General features: G+C 68.5%; 30 protein-coding genes and 1 riboswitch. Of the genes, 17 read left to right on the top strand and 13 right to left on the bottom strand.

What is annotated here, in order from left to right:
- Window positions 1–11: 11 nt before the first annotated feature.
- Window positions 12–746 (bottom strand): alpha/beta hydrolase fold domain-containing protein, encoded by a 735-nt coding sequence (locus P7V53_RS03620; protein ID WP_280154113.1) that lies wholly within the window; start codon window positions 744–746, stop codon window positions 12–14.
- A 137-nt stretch (window positions 747–883) separates the two neighbouring features.
- On the opposite strand from P7V53_RS03620, the gene P7V53_RS03615 reads away from it, so the two are divergent.
- The 4 genes from P7V53_RS03615 to P7V53_RS03600 all read left to right on the top strand — a co-directional run bounded on the left by P7V53_RS03615 (window position 884) and on the right by P7V53_RS03600 (window position 3,289).
- Complete coding sequence (locus tag P7V53_RS03615; protein WP_280154112.1) at window positions 884–1,855, top strand: LysR family transcriptional regulator; 972 nt, start codon at window positions 884–886, stop codon at window positions 1,853–1,855.
- Window positions 1,856–1,861: 6 nt separating this feature from the next.
- The gene (locus P7V53_RS03610; protein WP_280154111.1) at window positions 1,862–2,182 is read left to right on the top strand and encodes a hypothetical protein; all 321 of its coding nucleotides are present in this window, start codon (window positions 1,862–1,864) and stop codon (window positions 2,180–2,182) included.
- Complete coding sequence (locus P7V53_RS03605) at window positions 2,179–2,820, top strand: hypothetical protein (protein WP_280154110.1); 642 nt, start codon at window positions 2,179–2,181, stop codon at window positions 2,818–2,820. The genes P7V53_RS03610 and P7V53_RS03605 overlap by 4 nt, the downstream gene beginning before the upstream one ends.
- A gap of 292 nt (window positions 2,821–3,112) precedes the next feature.
- A complete protein-coding gene (locus tag P7V53_RS03600) occupies window positions 3,113–3,289 on the top strand; it encodes a hypothetical protein (protein WP_280154109.1) in 177 nt (58 codons plus the stop codon).
- A gap of 42 nt (window positions 3,290–3,331) precedes the next feature.
- Here the strand turns inward: P7V53_RS03600 and P7V53_RS03595 are convergent, their stop codons facing one another.
- Both P7V53_RS03595 and P7V53_RS03590 read right to left on the bottom strand, forming a co-directional pair.
- Window positions 3,332–3,985, bottom strand: coding sequence for a ribonuclease T2 (locus tag P7V53_RS03595; RefSeq protein WP_280154108.1), 654 nt, complete (start codon window positions 3,983–3,985; stop codon window positions 3,332–3,334).
- Window positions 3,986–4,156: 171 nt separating this feature from the next.
- Window positions 4,157–4,777 carry a hypothetical protein gene (locus P7V53_RS03590; protein WP_280154107.1) on the bottom strand — a complete coding sequence of 207 codons (621 nt, stop codon included), beginning with the start codon at window positions 4,775–4,777 and terminating at the stop codon, window positions 4,157–4,159.
- A gap of 379 nt (window positions 4,778–5,156) precedes the next feature.
- Here P7V53_RS03590 and P7V53_RS03585 point away from each other — a divergent pair, with 379 nt between their 5' ends.
- Entirely contained in the window at window positions 5,157–5,858 is a 702-nt protein-coding gene (locus P7V53_RS03585) for a PEP-CTERM sorting domain-containing protein (protein WP_280154106.1), read from the top strand.
- A 34-nt stretch (window positions 5,859–5,892) separates the two neighbouring features.
- Here P7V53_RS03585 and P7V53_RS03580 read toward each other — a convergent pair whose 3' ends face one another.
- Window positions 5,893–6,993, bottom strand: coding sequence for an Ldh family oxidoreductase (locus P7V53_RS03580; protein WP_280154105.1), 1,101 nt, complete (start codon window positions 6,991–6,993; stop codon window positions 5,893–5,895).
- A 46-nt stretch (window positions 6,994–7,039) separates the two neighbouring features.
- On the opposite strand from P7V53_RS03580, the gene P7V53_RS03575 reads away from it, so the two are divergent.
- The 6 genes from P7V53_RS03575 to P7V53_RS03550 all read left to right on the top strand — a co-directional run bounded on the left by P7V53_RS03575 (window position 7,040) and on the right by P7V53_RS03550 (window position 12,254).
- Window positions 7,040–8,410, top strand: coding sequence for an ABC transporter substrate-binding protein (locus P7V53_RS03575; protein ID WP_280156423.1), 1,371 nt, complete (start codon window positions 7,040–7,042; stop codon window positions 8,408–8,410).
- A 77-nt stretch (window positions 8,411–8,487) separates the two neighbouring features.
- Window positions 8,488–9,303: a sugar ABC transporter permease gene (locus tag P7V53_RS03570; protein ID WP_280156422.1), complete on the top strand. Its 816-nt coding sequence runs from the start codon at window positions 8,488–8,490 to the stop codon at window positions 9,301–9,303.
- Window positions 9,300–10,148, top strand: coding sequence for a carbohydrate ABC transporter permease (locus tag P7V53_RS03565; RefSeq protein ID WP_280154104.1), 849 nt, complete (start codon window positions 9,300–9,302; stop codon window positions 10,146–10,148). The genes P7V53_RS03570 and P7V53_RS03565 overlap by 4 nt, the downstream gene beginning before the upstream one ends.
- A 12-nt stretch (window positions 10,149–10,160) precedes the next feature.
- Entirely contained in the window at window positions 10,161–11,237 is a 1,077-nt protein-coding gene (gene ugpC, locus P7V53_RS03560) for a sn-glycerol-3-phosphate ABC transporter ATP-binding protein UgpC (protein WP_280154103.1), read from the top strand.
- Between the two features lie 128 nt (window positions 11,238–11,365).
- A complete protein-coding gene (locus P7V53_RS03555) occupies window positions 11,366–11,626 on the top strand; it encodes a hypothetical protein (protein ID WP_280154102.1) in 261 nt (86 codons plus the stop codon).
- Between the two features lie 385 nt (window positions 11,627–12,011).
- Window positions 12,012–12,254 carry a flagellar basal body rod protein gene (locus P7V53_RS03550; RefSeq protein WP_280154101.1) on the top strand — a complete coding sequence of 81 codons (243 nt, stop codon included), beginning with the start codon at window positions 12,012–12,014 and terminating at the stop codon, window positions 12,252–12,254.
- Window positions 12,255–12,263: 9 nt separating this feature from the next.
- Here the strand turns inward: P7V53_RS03550 and P7V53_RS03545 are convergent, their stop codons facing one another.
- A complete protein-coding gene (locus P7V53_RS03545; protein ID WP_280154100.1) occupies window positions 12,264–12,545 on the bottom strand; it encodes a hypothetical protein in 282 nt (93 codons plus the stop codon).
- A gap of 237 nt (window positions 12,546–12,782) precedes the next feature.
- Here P7V53_RS03545 and P7V53_RS03540 point away from each other — a divergent pair, with 237 nt between their 5' ends.
- On the top strand, window positions 12,783–14,003 hold the full coding sequence (locus tag P7V53_RS03540; RefSeq protein ID WP_280154099.1) for a 6-phosphofructokinase: 1,221 nt from the start codon (window positions 12,783–12,785) through the stop codon (window positions 14,001–14,003).
- 7 nt (window positions 14,004–14,010) lie between these two features.
- On the opposite strand, the gene P7V53_RS03535 is transcribed toward P7V53_RS03540, so the two are convergent.
- The 3 genes from P7V53_RS03535 to P7V53_RS03525 all read right to left on the bottom strand — a co-directional run bounded on the left by P7V53_RS03535 (window position 14,011) and on the right by P7V53_RS03525 (window position 16,270).
- On the bottom strand, window positions 14,011–14,436 hold the full coding sequence (locus P7V53_RS03535; RefSeq protein ID WP_280154098.1) for a DoxX family protein: 426 nt from the start codon (window positions 14,434–14,436) through the stop codon (window positions 14,011–14,013).
- Window positions 14,437–14,500: 64 nt separating this feature from the next.
- Window positions 14,501–15,376: a lipid A biosynthesis acyltransferase gene (locus P7V53_RS03530; protein ID WP_280154097.1), complete on the bottom strand. Its 876-nt coding sequence runs from the start codon at window positions 15,374–15,376 to the stop codon at window positions 14,501–14,503.
- Window positions 15,377–15,379: 3 nt separating this feature from the next.
- Window positions 15,380–16,270, bottom strand: a complete 891-nt coding sequence (locus P7V53_RS03525) for a lysophospholipid acyltransferase family protein (RefSeq protein WP_280154096.1) — start codon at window positions 16,268–16,270, stop codon at window positions 15,380–15,382.
- Window positions 16,271–16,442: 172 nt separating this feature from the next.
- Here P7V53_RS03525 and metK point away from each other — a divergent pair, with 172 nt between their 5' ends.
- Window positions 16,443–17,621, top strand: coding sequence for a methionine adenosyltransferase (gene metK, locus P7V53_RS03520; protein WP_280154095.1), 1,179 nt, complete (start codon window positions 16,443–16,445; stop codon window positions 17,619–17,621).
- 60 nt (window positions 17,622–17,681) lie between these two features.
- Here the strand turns inward: metK and P7V53_RS03515 are convergent, their stop codons facing one another.
- Genes P7V53_RS03515 through P7V53_RS03505 form a run of 3 tightly spaced genes read right to left on the bottom strand, consistent with a single transcriptional unit; the run spans window position 17,682 to window position 19,428 of the window.
- On the bottom strand, window positions 17,682–18,356 hold the full coding sequence (locus tag P7V53_RS03515) for a DUF799 domain-containing protein (protein WP_280154094.1): 675 nt from the start codon (window positions 18,354–18,356) through the stop codon (window positions 17,682–17,684).
- Window positions 18,353–18,754 (bottom strand): DUF4810 domain-containing protein, encoded by a 402-nt coding sequence (locus tag P7V53_RS03510; protein ID WP_280154093.1) that lies wholly within the window; start codon window positions 18,752–18,754, stop codon window positions 18,353–18,355. Before P7V53_RS03510 ends, P7V53_RS03515 begins: the two co-directional genes overlap by 4 nt.
- Complete coding sequence (locus tag P7V53_RS03505; RefSeq protein ID WP_280154092.1) at window positions 18,751–19,428, bottom strand: CsgG/HfaB family protein; 678 nt, start codon at window positions 19,426–19,428, stop codon at window positions 18,751–18,753. The genes P7V53_RS03510 and P7V53_RS03505 overlap by 4 nt, the downstream gene beginning before the upstream one ends.
- A 187-nt stretch (window positions 19,429–19,615) precedes the next feature.
- On the opposite strand from P7V53_RS03505, the gene P7V53_RS03500 reads away from it, so the two are divergent.
- On the top strand, window positions 19,616–20,698 hold the full coding sequence (locus P7V53_RS03500) for a crosslink repair DNA glycosylase YcaQ family protein (protein WP_280154091.1): 1,083 nt from the start codon (window positions 19,616–19,618) through the stop codon (window positions 20,696–20,698).
- A gap of 60 nt (window positions 20,699–20,758) precedes the next feature.
- On the opposite strand, the gene P7V53_RS03495 is transcribed toward P7V53_RS03500, so the two are convergent.
- Both P7V53_RS03495 and P7V53_RS03490 read right to left on the bottom strand, forming a co-directional pair.
- The gene (locus P7V53_RS03495) at window positions 20,759–22,258 is read right to left on the bottom strand and encodes a bifunctional diguanylate cyclase/phosphodiesterase (RefSeq protein WP_280154090.1); all 1,500 of its coding nucleotides are present in this window, start codon (window positions 22,256–22,258) and stop codon (window positions 20,759–20,761) included.
- 125 nt (window positions 22,259–22,383) lie between these two features.
- A complete protein-coding gene (locus P7V53_RS03490; protein WP_280154089.1) occupies window positions 22,384–23,184 on the bottom strand; it encodes an HAD-IIB family hydrolase in 801 nt (266 codons plus the stop codon).
- A 100-nt stretch (window positions 23,185–23,284) separates the two neighbouring features.
- Window positions 23,285–23,357, top strand: a riboswitch (S-adenosyl-L-homocysteine riboswitch).
- An 89-nt stretch (window positions 23,358–23,446) separates the two neighbouring features.
- Here P7V53_RS03490 and ahcY point away from each other — a divergent pair.
- Genes ahcY through metF form a run of 3 tightly spaced genes read left to right on the top strand, consistent with a single transcriptional unit; the run spans window position 23,447 to window position 26,506 of the window.
- Entirely contained in the window at window positions 23,447–24,877 is a 1,431-nt protein-coding gene (gene ahcY, locus P7V53_RS03485; RefSeq protein ID WP_280154088.1) for an adenosylhomocysteinase, read from the top strand.
- Window positions 24,878–24,885: 8 nt separating this feature from the next.
- Entirely contained in the window at window positions 24,886–25,638 is a 753-nt protein-coding gene (locus tag P7V53_RS03480; RefSeq protein ID WP_280154087.1) for a TlyA family RNA methyltransferase, read from the top strand.
- Window positions 25,639–25,651: 13 nt separating this feature from the next.
- Window positions 25,652–26,506 (top strand): methylenetetrahydrofolate reductase [NAD(P)H], encoded by an 855-nt coding sequence (gene metF / locus P7V53_RS03475; RefSeq protein WP_280154086.1) that lies wholly within the window; start codon window positions 25,652–25,654, stop codon window positions 26,504–26,506.

Genomic DNA, 26,506 nt, shown 5'->3' with positions numbered 1-26,506 from the left:
TTCCTCCGGGATCAGGGTTGGCAGGGGTCTTGATTCAGGAACCGGCGCAGCGGCTCGCGCAAGGCTTCGGCCCAGGGCGCCTCGTTGCCGGACTCGCGGTAGGCGACGGGAAAGCCGGTGGCAAAGGGCAGCACCAGTTCGTCGACCGGCACGCCTTCGTCGCGCAGGCGTTGCGCGTAGGCACGTGTCTCGTCGCGCAGCGGGTCGTCCTGCGAAGTGAGCAGCAAGGTGCGCGGCAGACCGGCCAGGCGCATCGCCGAGCCCGGCGTGGCATACGGATGCGTGGCGTCGCTGGCGCGCGGCAGGTACTTGCGCCAGCCGTCGGCCCAGCGGCACCCCACGGGGCCGGCACGCGCATCGCGCAGCGAGGCGGTGGCCACGCACACGTCGAGCATCGGCGACAGCAGGATCTGCCCGGCCAGCATCGGTCCGCCGCGGTCGCGTGCCATCAGCGCCAACGCGGCCGCGAGATTGCCGCCGGCTTCTTCGCCGGCCACGAACAGCGGCCCGCAGCGGCGCTTCGGCTGCATGCCGGCCAGCACCGCATAGGCGGATTCGACCGCCTGCGGAAACGGGTGCGCCGGCGCCAGCGGATAGTCGAACGAGTGCACGCAGGCACCGGCCTGCTTCAGCAGCGCCGCCACCCGCGATCCGCCCGGCGGCGCACCGATGACGAACGCACCGCCATGCAGATGCAGCACCTGCGGCGCGGTGAGGGTCGGTGTACGGAAGGTGGAGGGAAACATCGGCTGCGGCACCCGAGCAATGGGATGCGGCAAAGATAGAGGCGGCCCCCGCGCCGACCAATAGCCATTCGACTCATGGTTCATTTCAGTGAGCAGAACAATTCGGGCCGATCACCAACCAGCACTCAAGGGAACCCATGGACAAGTTCGTCGCGATGCAGGCCTTCGTGCGTGTCGTCGAGGCCGGCACCTTCACGAAGGCGGCCGATTCGCTCGCCATGCCGAAGCCGACCGTCACCCGCCTCGTGCAATCGCTCGAGGCGCATCTGGAGACGCAGCTGCTGAACCGCACGACGCGCCGCGTCACGGTCACGGCCGACGGGGCGGCGTACTACGACCGGGCGCTGCGTCTGCTCAATGACGTGGACGAGCTCGAATCGAGCATGACGCGCGCCAAGGTCAATCCACGCGGGCGCCTGCGCATCGATGTCGGCTCGCCGGTCGGACAGCTGCTGCTGATCCCGGCGCTGCCCGACTTCTACGCGAAGTACCCGAACATCCAGATCGACCTGGGCGTCAGCGACCGGCCGGTCGACCTGATCAGCGAGAACGTCGACTGCGTGCTGCGCGGCGGCGAGATCACCGACCAGTCACTGGTGGCGCGCCGCATCGGCGAGTTCCACTCGCTCGTCTGCGCCACGCCGGCCTACCTCAAGCGACACGGCATGCCGCAGCATCCGCGCGACCTGGAAAGCGACGCCCATACGGTGGTGAACTACTTCTCGCACCGCACCGGACGCGTGTACCCGTTCACCTTCAACAAGGACGGCGAGCGCATCGAAGTGCGCGGTCGCCACGTGCTGTCGGTCAACGACTCGAACGCCGGCCTGGCCGCGGGGCTGGCCGGACTGGGCATCGTGTGGACGACGAGCTTCATGGCGCAATCGCACATCCAGGCCGGCACGCTGCAGCCCGTCCTGCTCGACTGGTGCGCCGATTCGCTGCCCATCCATGTGGTCTATCCGCCGAACCGCCACCTGAGCACCAAGGTGCGCGTGTTCGTCGACTGGGTCGCGGAGCTGTTTGCGCGCAGCGACCTGATTCACCGCAAGTGCAGCCTGCCCAAGGCGGCGGCGAGCGCGCCAGCCGCGACGGAGGCCATGGCATAGGGCTTCATGGACGGTGGCGTTCAAGCCCTTCGCGCGACGCCGCCGCAAGCTTTCCTGCCACGCCATCGACGGTCTGCAAGCCAAGGGCTGATCGAGCTGCGCGACTCGCAGCGCGACGCTCGCCCGCACGACTGGGCCGTCGGTGGCCGCTCGCTAGCAGCGCAAGGCAAGAGCAGCTTCCATTTCGACCGCATCACCGACGAGACCGACACGAAGGACGAGAAGGCGCAATACATCCGCATGCGGCCTAGGGCCGGTGCAAGCACGCTTGTCGGGGCCGATGAAAGGCGACACCATGATCGTGCTGTCTTCACCACCCGGGCATGACCATGAACCAGCCGTTGACCTTCGCACTCGCCGCCGCCATCGTCTCCTGCGCGATACCGGTTCCCGCCATGGCCGCCGCGGACACGAAGTCCGACGCGGCCAAGGCCGGAGACCGCTGCGAGGAGGCGGTCGCCGAGACCGTGCGCCGCATGCGCGGCCGCGACGCGCAAGAGGTGGAGTTCGTCGGCGCCAAGCGCGCCATCGCCCCGGCGCCCGACGCCGACGAGACCGGCGTGAAGGGCGAGGGGCGCTATCGCAGCCCGGGCGGCACGATGTCGTTCAGCTACAGCTGCGCCTTCAACGCCAGGACCGGCGGCACCTCGGGCGTGATGTTCCGCGAGACCGGCGGCACGCGATCGGGCAGCGGCGCGGCGTGGGAGCCGGACCTCACCCACTTCTCGCCCGAGGCCTGCGAGACGGCGGCGGCATCGCAGCTCAAGCAGAAGTACCCGCGCGTCGGGCGCATTGCGTTCGGCTCCGATTCGCGCCAGCTGCGCCCCGCCGCCGATGCGCATACCAGCGTCGAAGGCCAGGGCGCCGTGCAGCGCGCGCCGGGGATGAATTCGATTCCGTTCCGCTACCGGTGCGAGATCGAAACGCGCAGCGGGAAGGTCGTGAGCGTGACGACCCAGGACTGAGCTGCGTCGTCTCCGGGCGCCGCAACCGCAGGTCCGCTGTCGGCGCTCCCTCGAGGAGCGCCGTGCGGCGCTCCAGGGATGGGTCATGTGGAGACGGTGCCGGCACGAGTCACTGCCGGGCTACTTGGCGCGGGTTCCCTCGCTCGCCTCGCCACCGTCTGCGACATCGTAGGTCTGCCATCGTCCGACGCAAATCCCCGAGTCTGGGGGCGGTCTCCCCCCTCGTTCTTGGACCCCGCGCGTGCACGTGCAGACGTAGCATGCACGCCCAACCCCAAGGAGGAGACACACCATGATCGAGCTCGTCGCCGTGGCCGGGTTCGTCGCGTTCTGCGGCGTCCTGTTCTTTCTGGTCTGGGCCGCCAACGGCGGCGTCGTGGCGCCGAAGACGACACGCGACGTGCCGGGCGCGGGCACCGCCGGCGATGGTGGCTCCGGGGGCCGGGGCGACAGCGGAAGCAGCTGCTGACGACCGTTCCACGACGGAAACAGAGGCTTCCGTCGAACCTCGCTATCGCACGCCCGGCACCCGTATCGTTCCCTTGCGGCAGCTGTCGCGCACGCCGCTGCCGCAGGCCACCGGCCGCAAGTCCCTCGACAGGCACACCCTCACCTCCGCGAGCTCCGGCCCGGAGCACACGACCGCCAGCCCCCTGTTCGTGATGGAAGGGTTGCTGTCGCGGATGGCCTTGGACACCGCCTGTGCCGTCGTCTGCTGAGTTCGCGACCCCGGCTGGAGCTGCTCAGGGATGCGGATCGCATTGCGCGCGTCGTCAGCCGCCTTGAAATACGCCTTGGCCTCCATGCCGCTGCATGTGCCGTGCTTGCGCCACTCGTGCGCGACCAGCTTCTCGCTCGGAAACACGGTCCTGCCGAAATTGCGCGCCTCCTCGGTCAGACGGGCGCCGGCGGCGCAGGTGCTGGGATAGCCGCCGTTGGCGTACTGCGGCCACAGGCCGTGCAGCACGAAGCCGTACCGCGCGCTGCCGCACTGCTGGCTGTCGTCGGGATGCTTCTCGCAATACACCGGCGACCACGACAGCGTCAGCACGTAGTAGTCGAACTGGCCCACGGCGTCGGCCGTGGCGGTGTCGACGCGACGCTTCGCGCCGGCATCCGCGCCGGCCGCGAGCAGCGCCAGCATGACGATCAGGACACGGACCATCGTTTCCCTCCTTCGAGGCCGCGACGATAGCGCGGTCTCACGCCTGCCGACACACGACAGGCGGCGTATCGCGTCCTCGATGTCCTGCGCCGGCATCGTCCCGTAGCCGAACGCCAGCCCCCTGAATCGAAGCAGCCGGTCTCGCGTGCCCGGGGCGCCGCTCGGCGCGGCTCAGAACAGACCGAGCTTGTCCGCCGAATCGAATACCGCGCGCGTGAGCTCCATCATCTGCCCCTGCACGTCCTGCGACGGCGGGGAGCTCGCCTTGGCGGTCCACAGCAGCTTGCCGGTCGTGGCATCGGTGAGCCGGCTGTTGGCGGCATAGCCGGTCGTCACCTGGCCCCCGCCGATGGGCGCCGAGACGCCGACCCCGGCCCCCACACGTCCGCTGCCGAAGCCGAAGCCACCGAGTCCGACGGAAAAGCCCGGGCTGATGGTGCTGCCGTAGGGCGCGATGTGCTGGGTGAGGATGGCGCGCGCGCCCGCGGAGCGGGCGGCCTGCGCATAGCTCGAATCCGCGCCCGCGGTGTTCTCGGCCGCCAGCACGGGGGTTGCGCCGCGCGCGACGATTTCAGCCGCGACACGGTCCTGGCAGATGCGCCGGATCACCGCTTCGTGGGCTTCACAGGCCACCAGAACCCGCGCCCCGCGCAGCGATGCGGCGGGACGGTCCGGATCGGCCCACTGCGCGTCGAGCTGCGTCGAGGCGCATGCGGCGAGCAGCGCGCCGGCGGCACAGGCGACGATCGCCCGAACACGATGGGCGCAAGCGGATTCGCGGGTCGCATTCATGACAGCTCTCCTTTGCGGTCGGCGCGAAACGCCTGGCACAAAGCATAGGAGGGCGCGCGGGGCAGCGCGTGCCGCTCGCTCGGAAACGGACAACTCCTACGCGCCCTCGGGCGCGGCGACTACATCCGCGTTGCCCGCAAGGTTTTCTGGTACCGGAATCGTTTGCCGGACATGGCCGGGCGCTTTCGTCGCGAGGGCGGCCCGCGCAAACGTCACGATCCGTAACCCAGGTGTCCGGGAAGGCCTGCTTTCCCCGCTGCGGTTACACAAACGCCGCGCCGACCCCGCGAATCGGGGGGCATCCCGACGCCGCGCGGACGCCGGCACCGCTGTTGCATAGGTCTTCCTGCCTCCATACCTCCGGAAGGAAGAACACAACATGCAACGCACTCGAACACTGGCCCGCTTCGCCCTGCCCTCGCTCGCCCTGGCGGCCACGCCGGCATTCGCCGGCCTCACGCTGACATCGCCGCTGGAGCTCTCGGGTACCGGGCTCGGCGCGGTGAACACCGTCCTGACCATCCATGCCAACCAGAACGCCAGCTTCGAGTCCGGCAGCGTGGCGGTCGACCCGGCCACCAACCTGAAGGTGCTCAGCGGCGACGCGCTCAACGGCAACTCGCAGACAGGACTGCACACGCTCGGTGAACTCGGCATCTCGTCGGCCAGCGACCTGCGCGTGGTGTTCAACGCGGTGGAACCGGGCAACGCCCGCGACATCACGCTCACCGACCTCGTCCTGACCATCTACGACACCGCGGGCGGGGTGCTGTTCAAGTCCGGCTCCTTCACCGACACCTTCCTCCCGAACACCCTGGCAGGCGTCGGCAACTCCGGCTATGCCTTCGGCCTCGATGCGGCGGATGTCACGGCCGCCGCTTCGCTGTTCACGGGCAGCTTTGCCGACTATCGCGTCGGGTTGTCGGCCGAGGTGACCGGGTTCAGCGGCGGTCCGGAGACCTTCTTCGTCGGGTCGGCACAGGTGCTCACGCCGGTTCCCGAGCCGGGCACGACCGCCCTGCTGCTCGCAGGTCTGGGCGTGCTGGGCTTCGTGGCCAAGCGACGCAGCCGGATCGAGTAGCCGCGCGCGCAGGGGGCATCGCCGCGCCCCCTCCCTACAGGAAGCCGGGGATCGCGAGGCTCCAGCGCTGCGCAAACGGTGCCAGCGACGGCATCACGTCGGGATGCAGCGCCACGCCGCTGCTGCGCTGGCGTTCGCGCAGCGCCAGCGCGCGCTCGCCCGGCAAGCGGACCGCCGGCTGGCCGGGCTTGACCGGAGCGGTTCGGCACGACTGCGCGAGCCAGCCGGTGGATGCGACGAACGCATCGCGACCGCCGAAGGCCGCGGGATCGAGCACCTGCAGAAACACGGACGCGCCCCAGCGCTTCTCGGCGTTGCCACGGCTCGCCCCGGCCAGTCCGCCGGTCAGCGCCTCCACGAGCAGGCCCAGCGCGAAGCCCTTGTAGCCCAGGTCCATGCCGCCGAGCGGCAGGATGGCGCCCGGCGGATCGGCGAGCATCACGCGCGGGTCGTCGCTGGCCTCGCCCCTGTTGTCCACCAGCCATGGTCCTGGCAGGCGCTCGCCGGTGCCCGCGCGGTTCATGCGCGCCGTCATGCCGTTGGTCGTCGTGGACGCGCTGATGTCGATCAGCACCGGGTCACCGTCGGTCGGAAATCCCGCGGCGATGGGATTGGGCGTGTAGCGCCCGGCCATTGCGCCATGCGGCGCCACCGACGCCACCGCCGGATCCGAACAGCTCAGAAGCATCACCAGCCCGCGGTCGGTGGCGTGCTTCAGGTAGGCGGCCAGGCAGGCGATGTGGTGCGAGCGACGGATCACCACCGTGACCACCGCCTGCGCCTTCACGCGATCGAAGGCCAGCTGCATGGCCTTGTGCACCAGCCAGGGGCCGGGCAGGTAGCGCCCGTCCCAGGTGACCGCCCCGGGATGGTCGTGCACCACCTCGGGCTCGCCCTCCACGGTCATGCGGCCGCTCTCGATGTCGCGCAGGTATGCGGCGAGCAGCTGCAAGCCGTGCGTCGTGTGGCCGAGCAGGTCGGCCTCGACGAGCGTCTGCGCGACGAGCTGCGCCTGTTCGGTGCGCAAACCGGCCCGCGACAGCAGGTGTTCGGCAAAACCCTGTAGCGCTCGCACTTCAAAGCGTTGCCAATTGGATGCTTCGTTGGGGTTGGTCGCCATGTGCAGCTGCTCCAAGGGATTGTAGTATTGTCATACAAACGTCCGGAGACAAGGCATGACGATGATGGGCCGCATAGCAAGCTTGGTGGTCGGGGCAAGCCTCGCAGCGTTCGGCGCTCAGGCGCTGGCGCAGGAGAAGCTGACGATCTGGTGGGGCAAGGGCTTCTACAAGGCGGAGGACGACGCGCTCTTCGACGCCATCAAGAAGTTCGAGCAGAAGACCGGCGTCAAGATCGAGCTCTCGCAGTACCCGCCACAGGACATGATCCCCAAGACCGTGTCGGCGCTCGACGCCGGCACCGTCCCCGACGTCGTCTACGGCGACGTGTTCGACTTCCAGGTCACCGGCAAGTGGGCCTTCGACGGCCGGCTCGAGGACATCACCGACATCATCACGCCGATCAAGGGAAGCTTCCTGCCCGAGGCGCTGGCCACCACCTGGCTCTACAGCGACAAGGCGAAGAAGAAGGCGTACTACGCCTTCCCGATCAAGCAGCAGACGATGCACATCGAGTACTGGAGCGACATGCTCCAGGCCGCCGGCTTCAAGGAATCGGACATTCCGACGAGCTGGAAGGACTACTGGTCGTTCTGGTGCGACAAGGCCCAGCCGGCCTACCGCCAGAAGACCGGGCAGCGCACCTACGCCATCGGCAATCCGATGGGCGTGGACTCGAGCGACTCGTTCTACTCGTTCCTGACCTTCATGGACCAGTACAACGTGAAGCTGGTCGACGACGGCGGCAAGCTGCTGGTCGACGATCCGAAGGTGAAGCAGGGCCTGGTGGCCGCGCTGAAGGACTACACCGACATCCACGTCAAGGGCTGCACGCCGCCTTCGTCGGTGAACTGGAAGGACCCCGACAACAACGTCGCCTTCCACAACAAGACGACGATGATGACGCACAACGCGACCATCTCCATCGCGGCCAAGTGGCTCGACGACTCGAACAATGCGACGCTCACGCCGGAGCAGCGCGCCACCGCGCAGAAGAACTACAACGAGCTGATCCGCACGGCGGGCTTCCCGAACAAGCCGGACGGCAGCAAGCCGGTGTACCGCGCCGCGGTCAAGACCGGCGTCATCTTCACCAACGCACCCAACATGAAGCGCGCGAAGGAGTTCGTCGCCTTCATGCTGAATGAAGACAACCTCACGCCGTACGTCGAAGGCGCGCTCGGCCGCTGGTTCCCGGTGACGCAGGCGGCGACCAAGCGTCCGTTCTGGCAGGCCGATCCGCACCGTCGCGCAGTGCACGGCCAGTTCTCGGCCGGCACGGTGCCGTTCGAATTCACGAAGAACTACAAGTTCACCATCCTCAACAACGAGAACGTGTGGGCCAAGGCGATGAGCCGGATCATCAACGACAAGATCCCGGTCGAGCAGGCCGCCGACGAGCTGATCGCGCGCATCAAGGCGGTGGCTGGTTGAGTTCGGTGCAGGCACCGGTTCGCGCCGAGCGAGGCCCCGTGGCCGCGCCGCGCGAAGTCGGCGCGCCGCGGCGGCGCATGTCGCCGTGGCAGGCGTGGGGGCTGATCATGATCGCCCCCTACGTGCTCATCTTCATCGCGTTCGTGCTGTACCCGGTGGGCTATGGCCTGTGGCTCGCACGCCATCCGGCCAGCTACGTGCGCCTGTTCGACGATCCCATCTTCTACCGCACGGTCGTCAACACGCTGGTGTTCCTCATCGTCGGCATCAACATCAAGATGATGCTCGCGCTGTTTCTCTCGGGCTTTTTCGTGCATGAGCGGGTGTGGATCCGCTGGCTGTCGCTGCTGTTCATCCTGCCGTGGGCGGTGCCGTCGATCCCGACGATCCTGTCGATTCGCTTCATGCTGAACCCCGAGTGGGGCCTCATCAATTCGCTGATCTTCCGCTTCACCGCCGCCGACGGCCCGAACTGGCTGCAGCAGCCGACGCTCGCGCTGGCGCTTTCCATCACGGTGCACATCTGGAAGTCGCTGCCGTTCTGGACGCTGATCCTCGTCGCCGGACGCCTCGCCATCCCGAACGAGATGTACGAAGCGGCGGCCGTCGACGGCGCGTCGCGCTGGCAGAAGTTCCGCTTCATCACCTGGCCGTCGCTGCGAACCCTCTACCTCACGTCGACGCTGCTGTCGACGATCTGGACACTGGGCGACTTCAACAGCGTCTACCTGCTGACCGGCGGCGGGCCGGCCGATCTCACGCACGTCATGGCCACGCTCGGGCTGCGCTACCTGCGGCTCGATCAGGTCGACCTGTCGATGGCGACCATCGTCTGCGCGCTGCCGCTGGTCCTGCCGTTGGTCTACTTCATGATGAAGCGCCTGTCGAAATGAAGCTGACCCGCCGCCGCATCACCAACGAAGCGAAGCTGCTGCTGATCGGCGTCCCGGTCCTGCTGTGGACGCTGCTGCCGATCTACCACCTGTTCCTGTTCGCGATCTCGCCGAAGGAGTCGGCCTTCGCCGGCAAGCTGTGGCCCGACCACCCCACGCTCGGAAACTTCGCGCGGGTGTTCGGGCAGAAGCACTACTTCCTCGAGCACTTCTGGCTGCAGATGTGGAACTCCCTGCTGATCGCGGTGGCGGTCGGCGCCGCGACGCTGGTGATCGCGACCTTCGCCGCCTTCGCGATCAGCCGGCTCAGGGTGCGCGGCGGCCGCTGGGTGATGAACCTGGCGCTGTTCACCTACTTCATCCCGGCGGCGTTTCTCGCCGTGCCCATGTACAAGACCATGGGCAACTACGGACTGCTGAACAAGCAGGCCTCGCTGATCCTGGCCATGATCACCATCGCGACGCCGTACGCGATCTGGGTGCTCAAGCAGGCGTCGGACAAGTTGCCGCTCGAGCTCGACGAAGCCGCGCGCATCGATGGCGCCTCGCCGTGGCAGCTGTTTCGCCTGGTGTACCTGCCGCTGATGACGCCGTCGATGGTGGCGGTGGGCACCTACGCGTTGCTGCTGGCCTGGAACGAATACCTGTACGCCTTCCTGCTGCTGTCCAACGACAGGAGCGTCACGCTGGCGGTCGCGCTGGGCAACTTCCTCGCCGCCGACGACTCGCCGTGGGAGCTGCTGATGACCACCGGCCTCATCTACGCGCTGCCGCCGGCGGCGATCTATTACGCGTTCAAGCGCTACATGGTCTCCGGCCTCACCGCCGGCGCAGTCAAGAGCTGAAAGCAAAGCCGCATGGCCACCGTCTCCTTCCAGAACATCCAGAAGTCCTTCGGCACCACGAAGGTGATCCACGGCATCGACTTCGACATCGACGAAGGCGAGTTCATGGTCCTCGTGGGCCCGTCGGGCTGCGGCAAGTCGACGCTGCTGCGCATGCTGGCCGGCCTGGAGGAGATCAACGAGGGCACGATCGCCATCGACGGCAAGGTGGTCAACGAGGTGGAGTCCAAGGACCGCGACATCGCGATGGTGTTCCAGAGCTACGCGCTGTACCCGCACATGACGGTGGCCGACAACATGGGCTTCAGCCTGCGACTGCGGCGAGCCGATGCCGGGTTGATCGGCGAGCGCGTCGCGCACGCGGCGAAGATCCTCAACCTCGAGCCCTACCTGCACCGCTTCCCGCGGGAGCTGTCGGGAGGCCAGCGGCAGCGGGTGGCGATGGGTCGCGCGATCGTGCGCGACCCCAAGGTGTTCCTGTTCGATGAGCCGCTGTCCAACCTGGACGCCAAGCTGCGCGTCGCGATGCGCTCGGAAATCAAGGCGCTGCACCAGCGGTTGCGGACCACCACCGTCTACGTGACGCACGACCAGGTCGAGGCGATGACGATGGCCGACCGCATCGTCGTCATGCAGGACGGCCGCATCGAGCAGATCGGCTCGCCGCTCGCGCTGTACGACCGGCCCGACAACCTGTTCGTCGCGCAGTTCATCGGCTCGCCGGCGATGAACGTCGTGCAGGGCACGCTGCGGCGCGGCGGCGGCGGCGCCCTCCATGTCGAGGCCGAAGGCGGCGTGCGCTGGCCGCTCAACGGCCACGGCGGCGCCGATGGCCAGCGCGTGGTGTACGGCGTGCGGCCGGAACACCTGTCGCTGGGCGGCGCCGATGCGCCGGTGCAGGCCCAAGTCATCGTCGTGGAGCCCACGGGCGCCGAAACCGAGCTGCTGGTGCAGGTGGGCAGCGCGCAGGTCATCGTCGTGCTGCACGGCCGGACGCAGGTCCAGCCGGGCGATCGGGTCGGGCTGACGATCGACATCGATCGCGTGCATCTGTTCGACGCCGGCACCCAGCTGGCCCAACGCGCGTAGTGCATGCACGCAACACCCCCGCGCGCGCGGGCGGTGTTGCGTGAAAAAGTGGCGCCCGGCGGCGCCCACCCCTCAAGAGTTCGCGGCAACCTGTCGACACCGAAAGGACCGACAACGTTGGAACCCGCATGCATTCCACCCCTTGCGTCACCGACTCGGCCAGCCTGCGCCAACAGCTGATGGCGGCCGATCCGATGCAGCGCGCCATGGCGCTGCACGCCCTCGAGATCGAAGTGCAGCGCGCCGCACCGGCGCGCCAGTCCCTGAGCCACGAAGCGGCCCGCTTCGCGGCCCGCGGCATCCCCTACTACGCCCTGCACGACCGCCACTTCCAGGATTGGGTCGGCAAGGCCGTTTCCTACTGGGAACGGCTGCAGGCCGCCCGCTAGCGTCTAGCGTCCACGCGACCGAAGCGCGCGACTCCGTCCGGCCCCTTGCGGGGGGACAGCTGCTGGCGCGCGCCCACGAGCTGCGCGGTGCCAATCCGCCTGGATTGGCACCGCCGCCCGGATGACAGCGTCAATGTGGTGATCCCCGTGCTTCCCTGAGCATCGCGGGCCGGTGGTCCGACCTCGCTTGTGTGCAGCGCCGCCGATCGAGCGGGGTTCTCTGTGACTGCCTCGGCGCTGGGATGAATTGAACCAGCAAGACGATGGCGCGAGAACTGAAAGCTCTTACAGGTTGCGCAGCCGGGCGCTTTCGGCTGCGGCCGAGCGGACGGCGATGCCGCCCTCAAGTTGTGCCCCGGTCGGTCGATATGGCAGTGGGACCGCCATGAACTCGCTGACCTCCATTGCGCAATCCGGCCTGAACGCCGCCCTGTTCCGCCTGGATGCGGCGGCCGGCAGCGTCGCCAGGGCATCCGTTCGGCAGGACGTGCAAGGCGCCGGGACGACAGAAGATCTTGCCGACGATCTGGTGCAGCAGGTGGTGGCGGCCTATGCGTTCAAGGCGAACCTGAAGGTGATTCAGACCCAGCAGGACATGCTGGGCAGCCTGCTCGACGTCACGGCGTAAAGACGCCCCTCAGGCGGCGCGCTCGTGCACCCACTCGCGCTGGCTCAGCGTGGCGAGCAAGGCGTCGGCCGCCGCCACTTCCTCCGGCGTCATGTCACGCCAGTCGCCTTCGCGTTCGCGCACCTGGGCCGTGTCGACTTCGGGCGCGTAATCGATCTCCTCGAGCTCGCCGCCCACGTGGGCAACGGGCAGGTGCGGGGCCTCGACCAGGATGCGGGTGTCGTCACCGTTGCGGGCGGCGCCCCGGTGGCCGTCCCAGTACAGACGCAGTCGATAGAGAGCGATGCTCATGGCGAAATCTCTTTACCCTTGTCGGGCAAGCTGCGTGCCCACGCCGCACGCCCACGATCACAGGCTAGTCCGCTGCCGCAGTCTTCGCATCCTTCACTTGAGTGGTGACCCCCTAGGAATCAACCCGCAAGGACGCACAGGCCGCCGCGCTATATCAACGCGCAGCAACTCGACTGCGACGACACGCCCCTTTTGCTGAATACTTCAGTCCGATCCATTGCCCAGGGAGATGCGCCCATGACCACGAGCAAGATCCTGATCGCGCAAGGCGGCGGCCCCACCGCGGTGATCAACCAGTCGCTGGTCGGCGCCGTGCTCGCCGCACGTCGATCCCGCCAGATCGACGTCGTCTACGGCGCACGCCACGGCGTGCGCGGCATCGTCAACGAGGACCTGGTCGACCTGACGCAGGAAACGACCGACAACCTGGAGCGTGTCGCGGCCACGCCGGCATCGGCGCTGGGCTCGACGCGCGACAAGCCCGACGTCAAGTACTGCCAGGAGATCTTCAAGGTGCTGCGCGCCCACGAGATCGGCCAGTTCTTCTACATCGGCGGCAACGACTCTTCCGACACCGTGCGCATCGTCAGCGAGGAAGCCCGCAAGGCGGGCTACCCGCTGCGCTGCATGCACATCCCGAAGACCATCGACAACGACCTCGTCGGCAACGACCACACGCCCGGCTTCCCGTCCGCCGCGCGCTTCGTGGTGCAAGCCTTCGCCGGCGCGAACCTGGACAACGCCGCGCTGCCAGGCGTGTACGTCGGCGTCGTCATGGGCCGCCACGCCGGCTTCCTGACGGCGGCCGCCGCGCTGGCCCGCAAGTATCCCGACGACGGCCCCCACCTGGTCTATTTGCCGGAGCGAAGCTTCTCGACCGAGCGATTCCTCGCCGATGTGAAAGCCGTCCACGACCGGCTGGGCCGCTGCATCGTCGCCGTCTCCGAAGGGATCCACGACGCGTCCGGCACGGCGATCGCGAGCCAGCTCGCCAAGACGGTCGAGCGCGACGCGCACGGCAACGTGCAGCTGTCCGGCACCGGCGCGCTGGCCGACCTGCTGTGCGACCAGATCAAGGACCAGCTGAAGATCAAGCGGGTGCGCGGCGACACCTTCGGCTACCTGCAGCGCTCCTTCCTCGGCTGCGTGTCCGACGTCGACCAGCGCGAGGCACGCGAAGCGGGCGAGCGCGCCGTGCAGTACGCGCTGTCCGGCGCCACCGACGGCTCGGTGGCGATCACGCGCACCGGCGACTACGCGGTCGGCTATTCGCTGCTGCCGCTCGAGACGGTCGCCGGCAAGACGCGGGTGATGGAAGACGATCTCATCGCTGCCAGCGGCACCGATGTGACCGACGCCTTCCGCCGCTATCTGCAGCCGCTGCTGGGCGCGGGCATGCCGGAGGCCTCGCGGCTGCGCGCACCGGCGGTCGCCAAGGTGCTCAACGCCGGGCGCTGAGCTGCCGTCAGGTCGGCGCGGCCCGCGTCCTGGCGCGCGCGGTGTCCACTGACCAGGTGCCCGGACCCGCGGCGGCGAGGTACAGGAAGACGAAGCAGTACAGCACCGCCGCATCGCCCTGGTTGATCACCGGCAGCAGGGGCGCGCCCCGCGAGGCGTGGCCGATGAAGTAGGCCGCCGCCATCTCGCCCGACAGCACGAAGGCCACCGGTCGGGTGAACAGCCCGATGAGCAGCAGGATGCCGCCGACCAGCTCGAGGATGCCGGCGATGCCCGTCATCGAGAACGGATCGACGTTGTCGAACATGGCGATGTGCGGCCAGTGCAGCAGCTTGGCCGTGCCATGCAGCAGGAAGATGTAGGCGCTGACGATGCGCAGCACCGCGAGCAGTTGCGGCTGCCAGGGGGAGAGGAAGGCGGGTTTGGCGTTCATGCGAGCGGGCTCCGACAAAAGGCGCCCACTATCGGCAGCGACCGCCCTCTCGTCAACGCAGCCCTCAATACAACGAGGGTTCTCCCGCAGGCCGCGTCTTGAAGCGCTTGTGCACCCAGAGGTACTGGGCCGGGTTGCGCCGGATCTCGGACTCGATCCATCGGTTCATCGCGGCGGTATCGGCCAGCGGGTCGTCGCTCGGGAAGTCGGTCCACGGATCGAGGAAGCGAACGCGGTAGCCGGCCCCGCGCGGCAGCATCTCGGCGACGACCGGCTGCACCACCATGTCGAGCGCGCGGGCCATGCGTGAAGGTGCGAGCAGCGTCGCCGCCGGCACGCCGAAGAAGGGCACGAAGGCGGCATCGCGCTCGCCGAAGTCCATGTCGGGCAGGTTGAAGAACGCCCACCCCTTGCGGATGGCACGGATCAGCGGCTTTGCCGAATCGCTGCGCGGGAACACCTCCCCCTGGTTGAAGCGCAGCCGCCCGCGGCGGATTGCAGCGTCCATCACCGGGTCGCTCTGCTCCTGGTAGATCGATGCGACCTGCTGGCGCTGGAACAGCTGCGTCGCCGCGCCGGCGACGTCGAGCGCCATGAAGTGCGGCACCAGCCACATCACCGGCCGTTCACTGCGCTCGGCGAGCGACACGTCGCCCTCGACCCGAATCAGGCGGCGCAGTCGATCGGGGGAGGCATACCACAGCAGGCCGCGCTCGACGATGCTGCGGCCCAGCCATTCGAAATGCTCGCGCACCAGCGCGCGACGCTGCGCGGCGGGCAGGTGCGGCAGGCACAGCTCGACGTTGCGGGTGGCGATCGCCCTGCGCGAGGCGGCCAGGCCGTACAGCAGCCAGCCGACGCCGCGGCCCAGCCCGGCCAGCAGCGGCAGGGGCAGCCAGTGCAGCAGCCAGAAGATCGCGAGCAGCAGGCGAGAGCCCAAACCTCAGTCCCTTCGATGCGGCGCCGCCGCGCCGTCGGTGGGGGCGGTGCCGCGTGGTGTCTTGTAGCGGTCGTAGCCCCACAGGTACTGCTGAGGCCGTTGCCGGATCAGGCGCTCCATGGCCCGGTTCACGGCCGCGGCGGATTCTGCCTGACCCTCGCCGCCCGTCGGCAGCGCCTCGTCGAAGCGCGACAGGTGCACCACGTAGCCGCGCCCGTGCGCCAGCCGCTCGCCCCAGGCGAGGATGAGCGCCGCGCCCGTCTGCTGCGCGAGCCGCGCCGCCAGCGTCATCGTGTATGCAGGCCTGCCGAAGAATGGCGCCCATACGCCCATGTCGTGGGGCGGGACCTGATCGGGCAGCAGCCCGACCGCCTCGCCGCGCCGCAGGGCCCGCATCATCTGCCGCACGCCCGCCAGCGTAGCCGGCGCGGCGGCCAGCCCGGGCCGTTCCCGCGCGGTGTCGACCAGCTCGCGCAGCCAGGCCTTGCGCGCGGGCCGGTACAGCACGGTGATCGGGCCGTGCCGGGCGGCGTACCGCTCGGCGTACGCCTGCGCGGTGACCTCGAAGCAGCCCATGTGCGGCGTGAGGAAGACAATGCCCTGGCCGCGCGCGTGGGCGTCGTCGATGAGCCCATCGCCCTCCCAGGTCACGTGCCGAAGGATGGAGCGCGACGCCGGGCGCATCCAGAGGTAGGGCAGCTCGGTCAGCAGCCGGCCGGCCTCGGCGATCGCCGCCCGCGACGGTGGCCCGGACACGCCTGCCTGCCGGGCGTTGTCCTGGAAGCGGCGGCGGTAGAGCGGTGAGAGCACGTAGCTCAGCCAACCGAGTGCGCCGCCCATCACGTGCAGAAGCCACAAGGGCCAGCGCGACAGCCAGCGGAACAGGGTGAGCATGTTTCTTATAATCGCCAGGTCGCCGAGTTACTGAACTACTTGCGGGGCGACGCAGCAAACGCCGGTTCACGGGATTGCTGCCGGACGCCAAGTCCAACAAATTCCGCTAAAGCGTTCGCCGCTCCCCTCACATCAGGCCGGCAACGCATCCGCAACCTGATGGAGTTTACGAGTGACGAACGATTTCCTTTTCACTTCCGAGTCGGTCTCGGAGGGCCATCCGGACAAGGTGGCCGACCAGATCTCCGATGCGATCCTGGACGCCATCTTCGCGCAGGACCCGCGCTCGCGCGTCGCCGCGGAAACGCTGTGCAACACCGGCCTCGTGGTGCTGGCCGGTGAGATCACGACCAACGCCCACGTCGACTACATCCAGGTCGCCCGCGACACCATCAAGCGCATCGGCTACGACAACACCGAGTACGGCATCGACTACAAGGGTTGCGCCGTCCTGGTGGCCTACGACAAGCAGTCGAACGACATCGCGCAGGGCGTCGACCAGGCGAGCGACGATCACCTGAACACCGGCGCGGGCGACCAGGGCCTGATGTTCGGCTATGCCTGCGACGAGACGCCCGAGCTGATGCCCGCGCCCATCTACTACGCGCACCGCCTCGTGGAGCGGCAGGCCCAGCTGCGCAAGGATGGCCGCCTGCCCTTCCTGCGCCCGGACGCCAAGAGCCAGGTCACCCTGCGCTACGTCAACGGCAAGCCGCACAGCATCGACACCGTGGTGCTGTCGAGCCAGCACTCGCCCGAGATGAGCGACGGCAAGAAGATGAAGCCCGCGTTCACCGAGGCGGTGATCGAGGAGATCATCAAGCCGGTGCTGCCGAAGGAATGGCTCAAGGAGACCAAGTTCCTGATCAACCCGACCGGCCGATTCGTCGTCGGCGGCCCGCAGGGCGACTGCGGGCTGACCGGCCGCAAGATCATCGTCGACACCTACGGCGGCGCGTGCCCGCACGGCGGCGGCGCCTTCTCCGGCAAGGATCCCACGAAGGTCGACCGCTCGGCGGCCTACGCGGCGCGCTACGTGGCGAAGAACATCGTCGCTTCCGGCCTGGCGCGCCAATGCCAGATCCAGGTGGCCTACGCCATCGGCGTGGCCCGGCCGATGAACGTGACGGTCTACACCGAAGGCACCGGCGTCATCCCCGACGACAAGATCGCCGCGCTGGTCAACGAGCACTTCGACCTGCGTCCGAAGGGCATCATCCAGATGCTGGATCTGCTGCGCCCGATCTATGCCAAGACCGCCGCATACGGACACTTCGGCCGCGAGGAGCCGGAGTTCTCGTGGGAGAAGACCGACAAGGCGAAGACGCTGCGCGCCGCAGCCGGCCTGTAACCCGTCCGGCGTCTCGCAAGAGCCCCATCGAAGGTTCGATGGGGCTTTTTTCTTGCCGGCCTACTGCGACGGAGGCGGCTGCCCATACAGCGGCGAGCGCGGCCCGGCCAGCACGCCGTTGTAGCGGGGCGCCGCGAGCATGCGCGCGTTGGCGATGCCGGCGTAGTTGTATGCCGCATCGGTGGCGGTGCCGATGATCTGCTTCACGACGGCGGTCACCAGCAACCCCACCAGCCCGCCCTGCGACTGCTGCTGTTGCTCCGCGGACGACGCAAAGGCCTGCCCCTGCCACAGCAGCGCCCCGCTGCGCAGGTCGACGATGCGGGCCTCGACATCGACCCGGGTCTCGCTCGAGACGACGGCATAGCTGGTGCCGTAGCGCTTGACCCGGATGTACACCGCGGCATCGGCGCCGAACACATCGCGAAGCTTGGTGTACGGGATGTCGTGCGCGTCGCTTGCCGTCTGCACGCCGTTCTGCCGGAAGGTCTCGTCGACCAGCGTCACCGGCAGAACGTAGTACCCGGCTTCGGACAGCGGCTGCGTCGCATGCGACCACACGCTGGATGTGGCCTTGATGTCGGGCGAGTCGTTGACCGGCGGCATGACGAGCAGGGTCGCGGGCTTGGCCTTCATCCATGCCGAGTAGTCGTGCGGCGGCGCCTTCGTCGCGCAGCCGCCAAGGACCATGAGGCCCGCGACGCAGACCCACAGGAAAGCTCGTTTCGCATTCATGCCGGGCTGCCTTTCCTTGCGGCGGTGTCGTTCTTCGTGGGGGTGTCCAGGCGCTTGAGCAGCCGGTCCATGTAAGGCGACGACTCGGGGAACGCCACCTTTTCGGCCTGCCACAGCTGGCGCGCCTGGTCGGCGTTGCCGGTGTCGAGATGAAGCATGCCCAGGTGGGCGCGGAATCCGGGCGGCAGCTGCGCGCCGGCGCCACGCGCCTTCTCGGCCTGGGCCTCCATCAAGCGGATCTGCTCGACCGGGCTGGAGCCGGCCCGCAGCAGCGTGTCGTACTGCTGGCGCGGGAAGGTCTCCCACTGGTAGAGCGGCGCGACCTTCGTGGCACAGGCGGCCAGGCCCATCGCGCAGCCGGCGATTGCCAGCCGGCGCAGCGCGGCAGTGCCGATCATCGACGCACCTCCTGGCCCCACTGCCCCGCATCCCGGGCGGCGACCAGGGTGTTCACCGCCTCGCGCATGGCCAGGTCGAGAACCTTGCCGTTGAGCGTGGCGTCGTATCCGGCCGTTCCGCCGAAGCCCAGCACCTCCCGGTTCGACAGCTCGTATTCGCCGGCGCCGCGCGCCGAGAAGACGACCTCGGACGTGAGGCTGTTGACGATGTTCAGCGTGATCTTCGCGTACGCCACCTGGCTCTTGCCGCGACCGAGGATGCCGAAGAACTGGTGGTCGCCGACCTCCTTGCGGCCGAACTCGGAAATGTCGCCGGTGACGACATACGACGCGCCCCGCAGCGTCTGCGCGGCGCCCTGGAGCCGGGCCTCCTGCTTGGTCTCGTCCATGTTGTCGCGGTCGAGCACCGAGAAGCGCTGCGTCTGCTGCAGATGCGACACCAGCGTCGTCTTGGCCTGGCTGCCCAGCCGGTCCACGCCGTCGGAGAACACGCCTCGCATGAAGCTCGAGCGGTTGTCGAACTTGCCCACCGAGATCGGCAGACGCGCGCCCGTGTACGGCGCGGCGGCGGATTGAACTTTCTCGACTTGCACGCTGCGCGACGTTTCCGTGGCGCAGCCCGCCAGGGCGAGAACACAGACGGCCGCAAACGCGGCCGAGCGAGGTTGACGCATGGGATCCCTTCCTCCGTTGAAGACATCGCTCGCTTTGACGGGCCAGGGCCCCGAGAGCTTGCAAAAAAGTCTAAGCGAGCCTGGGCGCCGCAGAGGCGCCGCATCGCGCCGCCGGGCTCGACCGTGGCATCGTTCACGCGTCATTCATCATGCAAACGACAACGCCGACTTTGGGCATGATCGGCGCATGCCCACCCTGACGCTCGACGACCTGCGCCGCTACGCCGTCTCGCGCAGCCTCTTCACGCCGACGACGCTGCCGCGCGCCATCACGAAGCTCGGCTTCATCCAGGCCGATCCGATCCGGGCGCCGGCGCGCGCCCAGGACCTGACGCTGCGGCACCGCGTGAGGGACTATCGGGCCGGCGATCTGGAACAACGTTATCCGCGGCTGCCCATCGAGGAGGATTACTTCGTCAACTACGGCTTCGTGACGCGCAACGTCCAGGCGCTCATGCATCCGCGCACCGCCACCGCGGTGTGGGACAGCGCGACGAAAAGACTCGCGGCGGCAGTGCTCGATTTCATCCGCGAGCGGGGCGAGGTGCATCCGCGGGAGGTCGACGCGACATTCGCTCACGGGCGCGTCACCAACTACTGGGGCGGCTCGTCGAGCGCGACGACGCGCCTGCTCGACGGCATGCACTATCGCGGCCTGCTGCGCGTCGTGCGGCGCGAGAGCGGCATCCGCATCTACGCGGCGCACGAGCATCCGCCGCACGAGGAAGATGCGCGGACGCGGCTCGATGCACTGATCGACGTGGTGGTCGCCAAGTACGCGCCGCTGCCGGCAGGTACGCTGGTCACGCTGGTGCGCTTTCTGCGATCGGGCGCGCCGCAGTGGCGCAACGAGCTGGGGCCGGCGCTGCAGCGGGCCAAGCAGCGGCTCGCACACCACCGCATCGACGGCATCGACTGGTACTGGCCGGCACACGAGCGACCGATGTCGGCACGCCACGCACCGAGCGACGAGGCGCGCTTGCTCGCGCCCTTCGATCCCATCGTCTGGGACCGCCGCCGCTTCGAGCTGTTCTGGCAATGGGCCTACCGCTTCGAGGCCTACACGCCGGCGCCGCGTCGCAAGCTCGGCTACTACGCGCTGCCACTGCTGTGGCGCGACGCGGTGATCGGGTGGGCGAACGTGTCGGTGAAGGACGGCGCGCTGGATGCGGGCATGGGATACGTGGCCGGACGTGCCCCGCGAGAGCGGGCGTTCCGCGCCGCGCTGGACGACGAACTGGACCGCTTCGCCGTGTTCCTGAACCTGTAGGTGGGTCGAGGATCGGTGGCGGCGCCCAGGCTCACCGCCCACCCAGGCCGCGAACGCCGCCTATCGACGCATGGAGATGCGGGTCTGTACGAAGGCCGCGTCGCTCGCGCGCACGTCGACGATCTGCGTGTCCTTGAACTGTGCCGGCCGAAAGGTCTGGGCAAGATTCCGTTGGGCATCAGCGCCCCAGATCCCCACGGCGCGCGCGCTCATGGGCTTGGCAAACAAGTAGCCTTGCAGCTCGTCGCAACCGAGCCGCACCGCCTGGTCGCGCTGGGCCTCGTTCTCGACGCCCTCGCCGACCACCCGCAGCCCCCGCTGATGTGCCACGGCCACGATCTTCTCCACCGTGCGCCGCGCTTCGGCGTCGGCCGGCAGCGCCGCCACGAGGCCGCGGCTGACCTTGACCTCGTGCGCCGGAAGCGACTCCAGCGCGGACAGGCTCGCAGGACCTGCCGCGAAGTCGCCGACGCTGAGCTGCACCCCGAGCTTTTGCAGACGGGCCAGCCGGTGGCGGTTCGCTGCCGTCTTTTCCATCAGCACGGCCTCGGCGACCTCGCAGGTCAACAGCTCCGCCGGCAGGCCGTGGGCCTTCAGGCCCCGCTCCAGCTTCGCCACGAAATCGTCCTGGCGAAAGTGCACGCCGGAAATGTTGACGGCCACTCGGAAGCGCAAGCCGGCGGCGCGCCAGGCCGCGGCCTGCTTGATCGCACCGTCGAGAACCCACTGCCCGAGAGCCTCCATCAGGCCCTGGCGCTCGGCGATCGGGATGAAGCGCGCCGGGCTGACGAGGCCCATCGTCGGATGCCGCCAGCGAAGCAGCGCCTCCACCGCGCTCACTTCGAGCTTGCGCGCATCGATCTTGGGCTGGAAGAAGAGTTCGAGCTGGCGCTTGGCGCCCGCCTCATGGAGCTCGCGCGCGATCGCGATCTCCTGGTTGTGCGCCACCTCGATGCGCGGATCGAAGACAGCGTGCGCGCCGCCGCCGCTGCGCTGAACACTGCGCGCGGTGGCAGCGGCCTTGTCGAGCAGTCGCACGCCGGCATCGTGCTCGGGCGCCACGGCCAGGCCCACCGACACGACCAGCTCGACATCGCGTCCGTCGACGCTCAAGGGCACGGCAAACGCCTGGGTGATTCGCGCCGCGAGCTTCTCGCCTGCTTCCTGGGGCCCGTCCAGCCAGATCGCGAACTCGTCATTGCCCACGCGGGCCATTGGCGTCGACAGGCCGCATGACTGCCGAAGCAGCGTCGCGATGGCGGCAAGCATCCTGGCGGCCAGCGCGGGCCCGCCGTCGTCGACCGCGAGCCGCACGCCGTCGACTGCGACATGCAGAACGCAGGTGTGCGTGCCACGCTTCGCCGACAACAGAAGACCTTCCTGCAAGGCCAGTTGGAAGCGGCTGCGGGTCAGCAACCCGGTGGCCGGATCCAGCGCCATGGCTGGCACCGGCACCATCCCGCCGCGCCGGCGGCGCCACATCCACACGGCTGCAAAGCCCGCGCTCGTGAGGGCCACAGCCGCCGCGATGGCCGTTCGTTGCACCAGATCGAGATCCATCGCCCTGTCCTCAGCGCGGATCCGGGTCCGCCCGCCATGCGCCTGCGAAGACGAGGCACACGCGGCGTCATCGGCATGTTTGCCGGACGCTTGAGCGCAAGCGCGCCCCGGTCGGGCAATGTTCGCTACAACCGCACGGCCAGCAGTGTCCGGGCCACTTCGGCGAAGCCCTCCCCGCGCTCGCCGCGCGTCAGATACGCCGGCCACACCGTGAGCTGATCGGCGAAGCGCAGCAGGTTCGCCACCCCCACGCTCAACGGGAAGTGCGCGAACATGAGCTGGTCGTTGGTCGAGTCCCCCACATAGACCCAGCGCTCGCGCTCGGCATCGAGGTCGATCCGCCACAGCCGCTGCAGGATCCAGCGCGCGCCGCTCAGCTTGTCGTGCTCGCCGTACCAGCCGTTGATGTGGATCGAGCTCACCGTCGCATGCATGCCCTCGGCCTGCATCACGTGCACGACATCGGCGATCTGCTGCGCCGACAGATGCGCGAACTCGCTGTGGTCGACCGCGATGTCCGTGACGCGGCCCGCGCTGTCGCTGGACAGCCTCGCGCCGGGCACTTCGCGCAGCACGCGCTCCGCGGCGCGCCGAAGACGCAGCGTGTTGGCCACACGCGTGGCCTCGTCCTGCGCGTACTCCACGGCGAGCGCCTCGCCTTCGCGAAACAGCGCCACCGAGCCGTTCTCCGCGACGATGGCGTCGATGGGCCAGTCGCGCGCAAAGCGCTCGCTCCAGCCCATCGGCCTGCCGGTGATGGCCACCACCGGCACATCGGCGTCGTGCAGTGCGCTCAGCGCCTGCAGCGCCTGCGGCATGACAGCACCGTCGGCGGTGAGGGTGTCATCGATGTCGGTCAGCACGCCGCGCACGGCGCGCAGCATCCCGGGCGGGCAATCGGCGAGCGGGCTAGGGGCATCCGGCATGCCGTGCAGTCTGTCACAGCTCTCGCGCGCATCCCTCGAGCGCGGGGGAACTGCCGGCCGCCCGCCTGGTTCGTCCGCGCGCCATGAACTAGAATTCGGCGATTCCGAGGAGCGTTGCAACCCCGCCCGGGGCCAGGCTCGGAAACCTCCAATTGCAACCGCGCTCACCCGCACGATGTGTCCTCGTGGGTGAGCTGCAAGTTCTCTCCCCGTCTCCCCAGCGGCACGTCTTGCGGGTTCCTGAACTGAATCGGAGCCTGACATGAACGCCGCTGTTCTCAAACCTGCCCACGACCACGCCATTGCCGACCTGTCGCTCGCCGACTGGGGCCGCAAGGAAATCAAGATCGCCGAAACCGAGATGCCCGGCCTGATGGCCATTCGCGCCGAGTACGCGAAAAGCCAGCCGCTGAAAGGCGCGCGCATCACCGGCTCTCTGCACATGACCATCCAGACCGCGGTGCTCATCGAGACGCTGCAGGCGCTGGGCGCCAAGGTTCGCTGGGCCTCGTGCAACATCTTCTCCACCCAGGACCACGCCGCCGCCGCCATCGCCGCCGGCGGCACGCCGGTCTTCGCCGTCAAGGGCGAGACGCTCGCCGACTACTGGGACTACACGCACCGCATCTTCGAGTTCGGGCCCAAGGGCAGCGAAGGCGAAGGCCCCAACATGATCCTGGACGACGGCGGCGACGCGACGCTGCTGATGCACCTGGGCCAGAAGGCCGAGAAGGACGCGTCGCTCATCAGCGATCCGAAGAGCGAGGAAGAGCGCTGCCTGTTCGCCTCGATCAAGGCCAAGCTCGCCCAGGACCCGACCTGGTACACGCGCAAGGCCGCGGCCATCATCGGCGTGACCGAGGAGACCACCACCGGCGTGCACCGCCTCAACGAGATGAGCGCCAAGGGCACGCTGCTGTTCCGCGCGATCAACGTGAACGACTCGGTCACCAAGAGCAAGTTCGACAACCTGTACGGCTGCCGCGAGTCGCTGGTCGACGGCATCAAGCGCGCCACCGACGTGATGATCGCCGGCAAGGTCGCCGTGGTGGCCGGCTACGGCGACGTCGGCAAGGGCTCGGCGCAGGCGCTGCGCGCGCTATCGGCGCAGGTGTGGGTCACCGAGATCGACCCCATCAACGCGCTGCAGGCCGCGATGGAAGGCTACCGCGTGGTGACGATGGAGTACGCCGCCGACAAGGCCGACATCTTCGTGACGACCACCGGCAACAAGGACGTCATCACGCACGACCACATGGCGAAGATGAAGGACCAGGCCATCGTCTGCAACATCGGCCACTTCGACAACGAGATCGACGTCGCGTCGCTCGAGAAGTACCAGTGGGAGGAGATCAAGCCGCAGGTCGACCACGTCATCTTCCCCGACGGCAAGCGCATCATCCTGCTGGCCAAGGGCCGCCTCGTGAACCTGGGCTGCGGCACCGGCCATCCGAGCTACGTGATGTCGTCGAGCTTCGCCAACCAGACCATCGCGCAGATCGAGCTGTTCACCAAGCCGGATGCCTACCAGCCCGGCAAGGTGTACGTGCTGCCGAAGCACCTCGACGAGAAGGTGGCGCGCCTGCAGCTGTCCAAGCTAGGCGCGCAGCTCACCGTGCTCACCGACGCGCAGGCGGCCTACATCGGCGTGAACAAGAACGGCCCCTACAAGCCGGACACCTACAGGTACTGAGCCACGTCATGCGCGCGGACCAGCGTCTCGTCGAGTCCGGCCTCGCGCCGACGCGATCGGCCGCGCAGCGGCTGATCGCGCGCGGCGCGGTGCGCTGGCACGGCGCGGCCGGCTGGGCCGTCCCGCGCAAGGCGGGCGACGACCTGCCCGACGGCTGCGTCATCGAGGTCGTCGACGACGCGGAGCTGCGGTTCGTGTCGCGCGGCGGGCTCAAGCTCGAGGGGGCGTTGGCGCACGCCGGCATCGACGCGTCGGGCCTGACCGCGCTCGATGTCGGCCAGAGCACCGGCGGCTTCACCGACGTGCTGCTGCACCGCGGCGCGGCACGCGTGGTCGGCATCGACGTCGGCCACGGGCAGTTGCATCCCCGGTTGCGCGCCGACCCCCGCGTGCACGCGCTCGAAGCCGTGAACGCGCGCCACGTCGACGCCCCAACGCTCGGTGAAGCGGCCTTCGACCTCATCGTCGGCGATCTGTCGTTCATCTCGCTCACGCTGGTGCTGCCCGCCCTGGCGCCCTTGCTGGCGCCGCACGGCACGCTGCTGATGCTGGTCAAGCCGCAGTTCGAGCTGCAGCCTCGGCACATCGGCAAGGGCGGGCTGGTGAAGGACAAGGCGTCGTACGCGATCGTCGAGGCGCGCATCCGCGCTGCTTGCGGCGAATGCGGGCTGGCCGTGCTCGACTGGTTCGACAGCCCCATCGCCGGCGGCGACGGCAACCGTGAATTCTTCGTCCGGGCGGCGCGCCCGGCGAACACCTGAACAGGGAGGCGCGATGAACGCCAGCAAGAAGATCGTTCCGATCAGCTTCGAATTCTTTCCTCCCAACACGCCGGTCGGCGACGAGAAGCTGAAGACCGTCGTGCAGGAGCTCGGCGCGTGCCAGCCCGAGTTCTTCAGCGTCACCTACGGCGCGGGCGGTTCCACCCGCGAGAAGACGCTGCACACCGTGACGGCGATCGCGCAGGCCGGCTTCGAAGCCGCGCCGCACCTGTCGTGCGTGGGCTCGACCCGGCAGGGTCTGGGCGACATCCTGGCCACCTATCGCGCCCAGAAGATCCGCCGCATCGTCGCGCTGCGCGGCGACCTGCCCAGCGGCACGGCCACCGCCGGCGAGTTCCGCTATGCGTCCGAGCTCGTGCGCTTCATCCGCGAGACGCAAGGCAGCGACTGGCGGATCGAGGTCGCGGCGTACCCGGAATACCACCCCGGCGAACGCTATGCGCGTCGCGACCTGCAGCACTACGTCGACAAGGTGAAGGCGGGCGCCGACTCGGCGATCACGCAGTTCTTCTTCAACCCCGACGCCTACTTCCACTTCGTCGACGAGACTCGCAAGCTGGGTGCCGACGTGCCGGTGGTGCCGGGCATCATGCCGTTCCACAACTTCGCCAAGATCGCGCAGTTCGCGGCGCGCGACGGCATCGAGATCCCGCGCTGGGTGGCGTTGAAGATGGAGGGCTTCATGGATGACGCCGCCTCGATACGCGCGTTCGGCCTCGACGTGGTCACGAGGCTGTGCGAGAAGCTCATCGCCGGCGGTGCGCCGGGCATCCACTTCTACACGATGAACCAGTCGGCGCTGACCCTCGAGCTGTGCCGGCGGCTGGGTCTGGCGCCGAAGGACTGA

This window comes from Piscinibacter sp. XHJ-5, from assembly GCF_029855045.1.
Taxonomy (GTDB): Bacteria; Pseudomonadota; Gammaproteobacteria; order Burkholderiales; family Burkholderiaceae_C; genus Albitalea.
The sequence above is the reverse complement of the archived record's forward strand: the minus strand, read 5'-3'. Positions and strand labels throughout refer to the sequence as shown.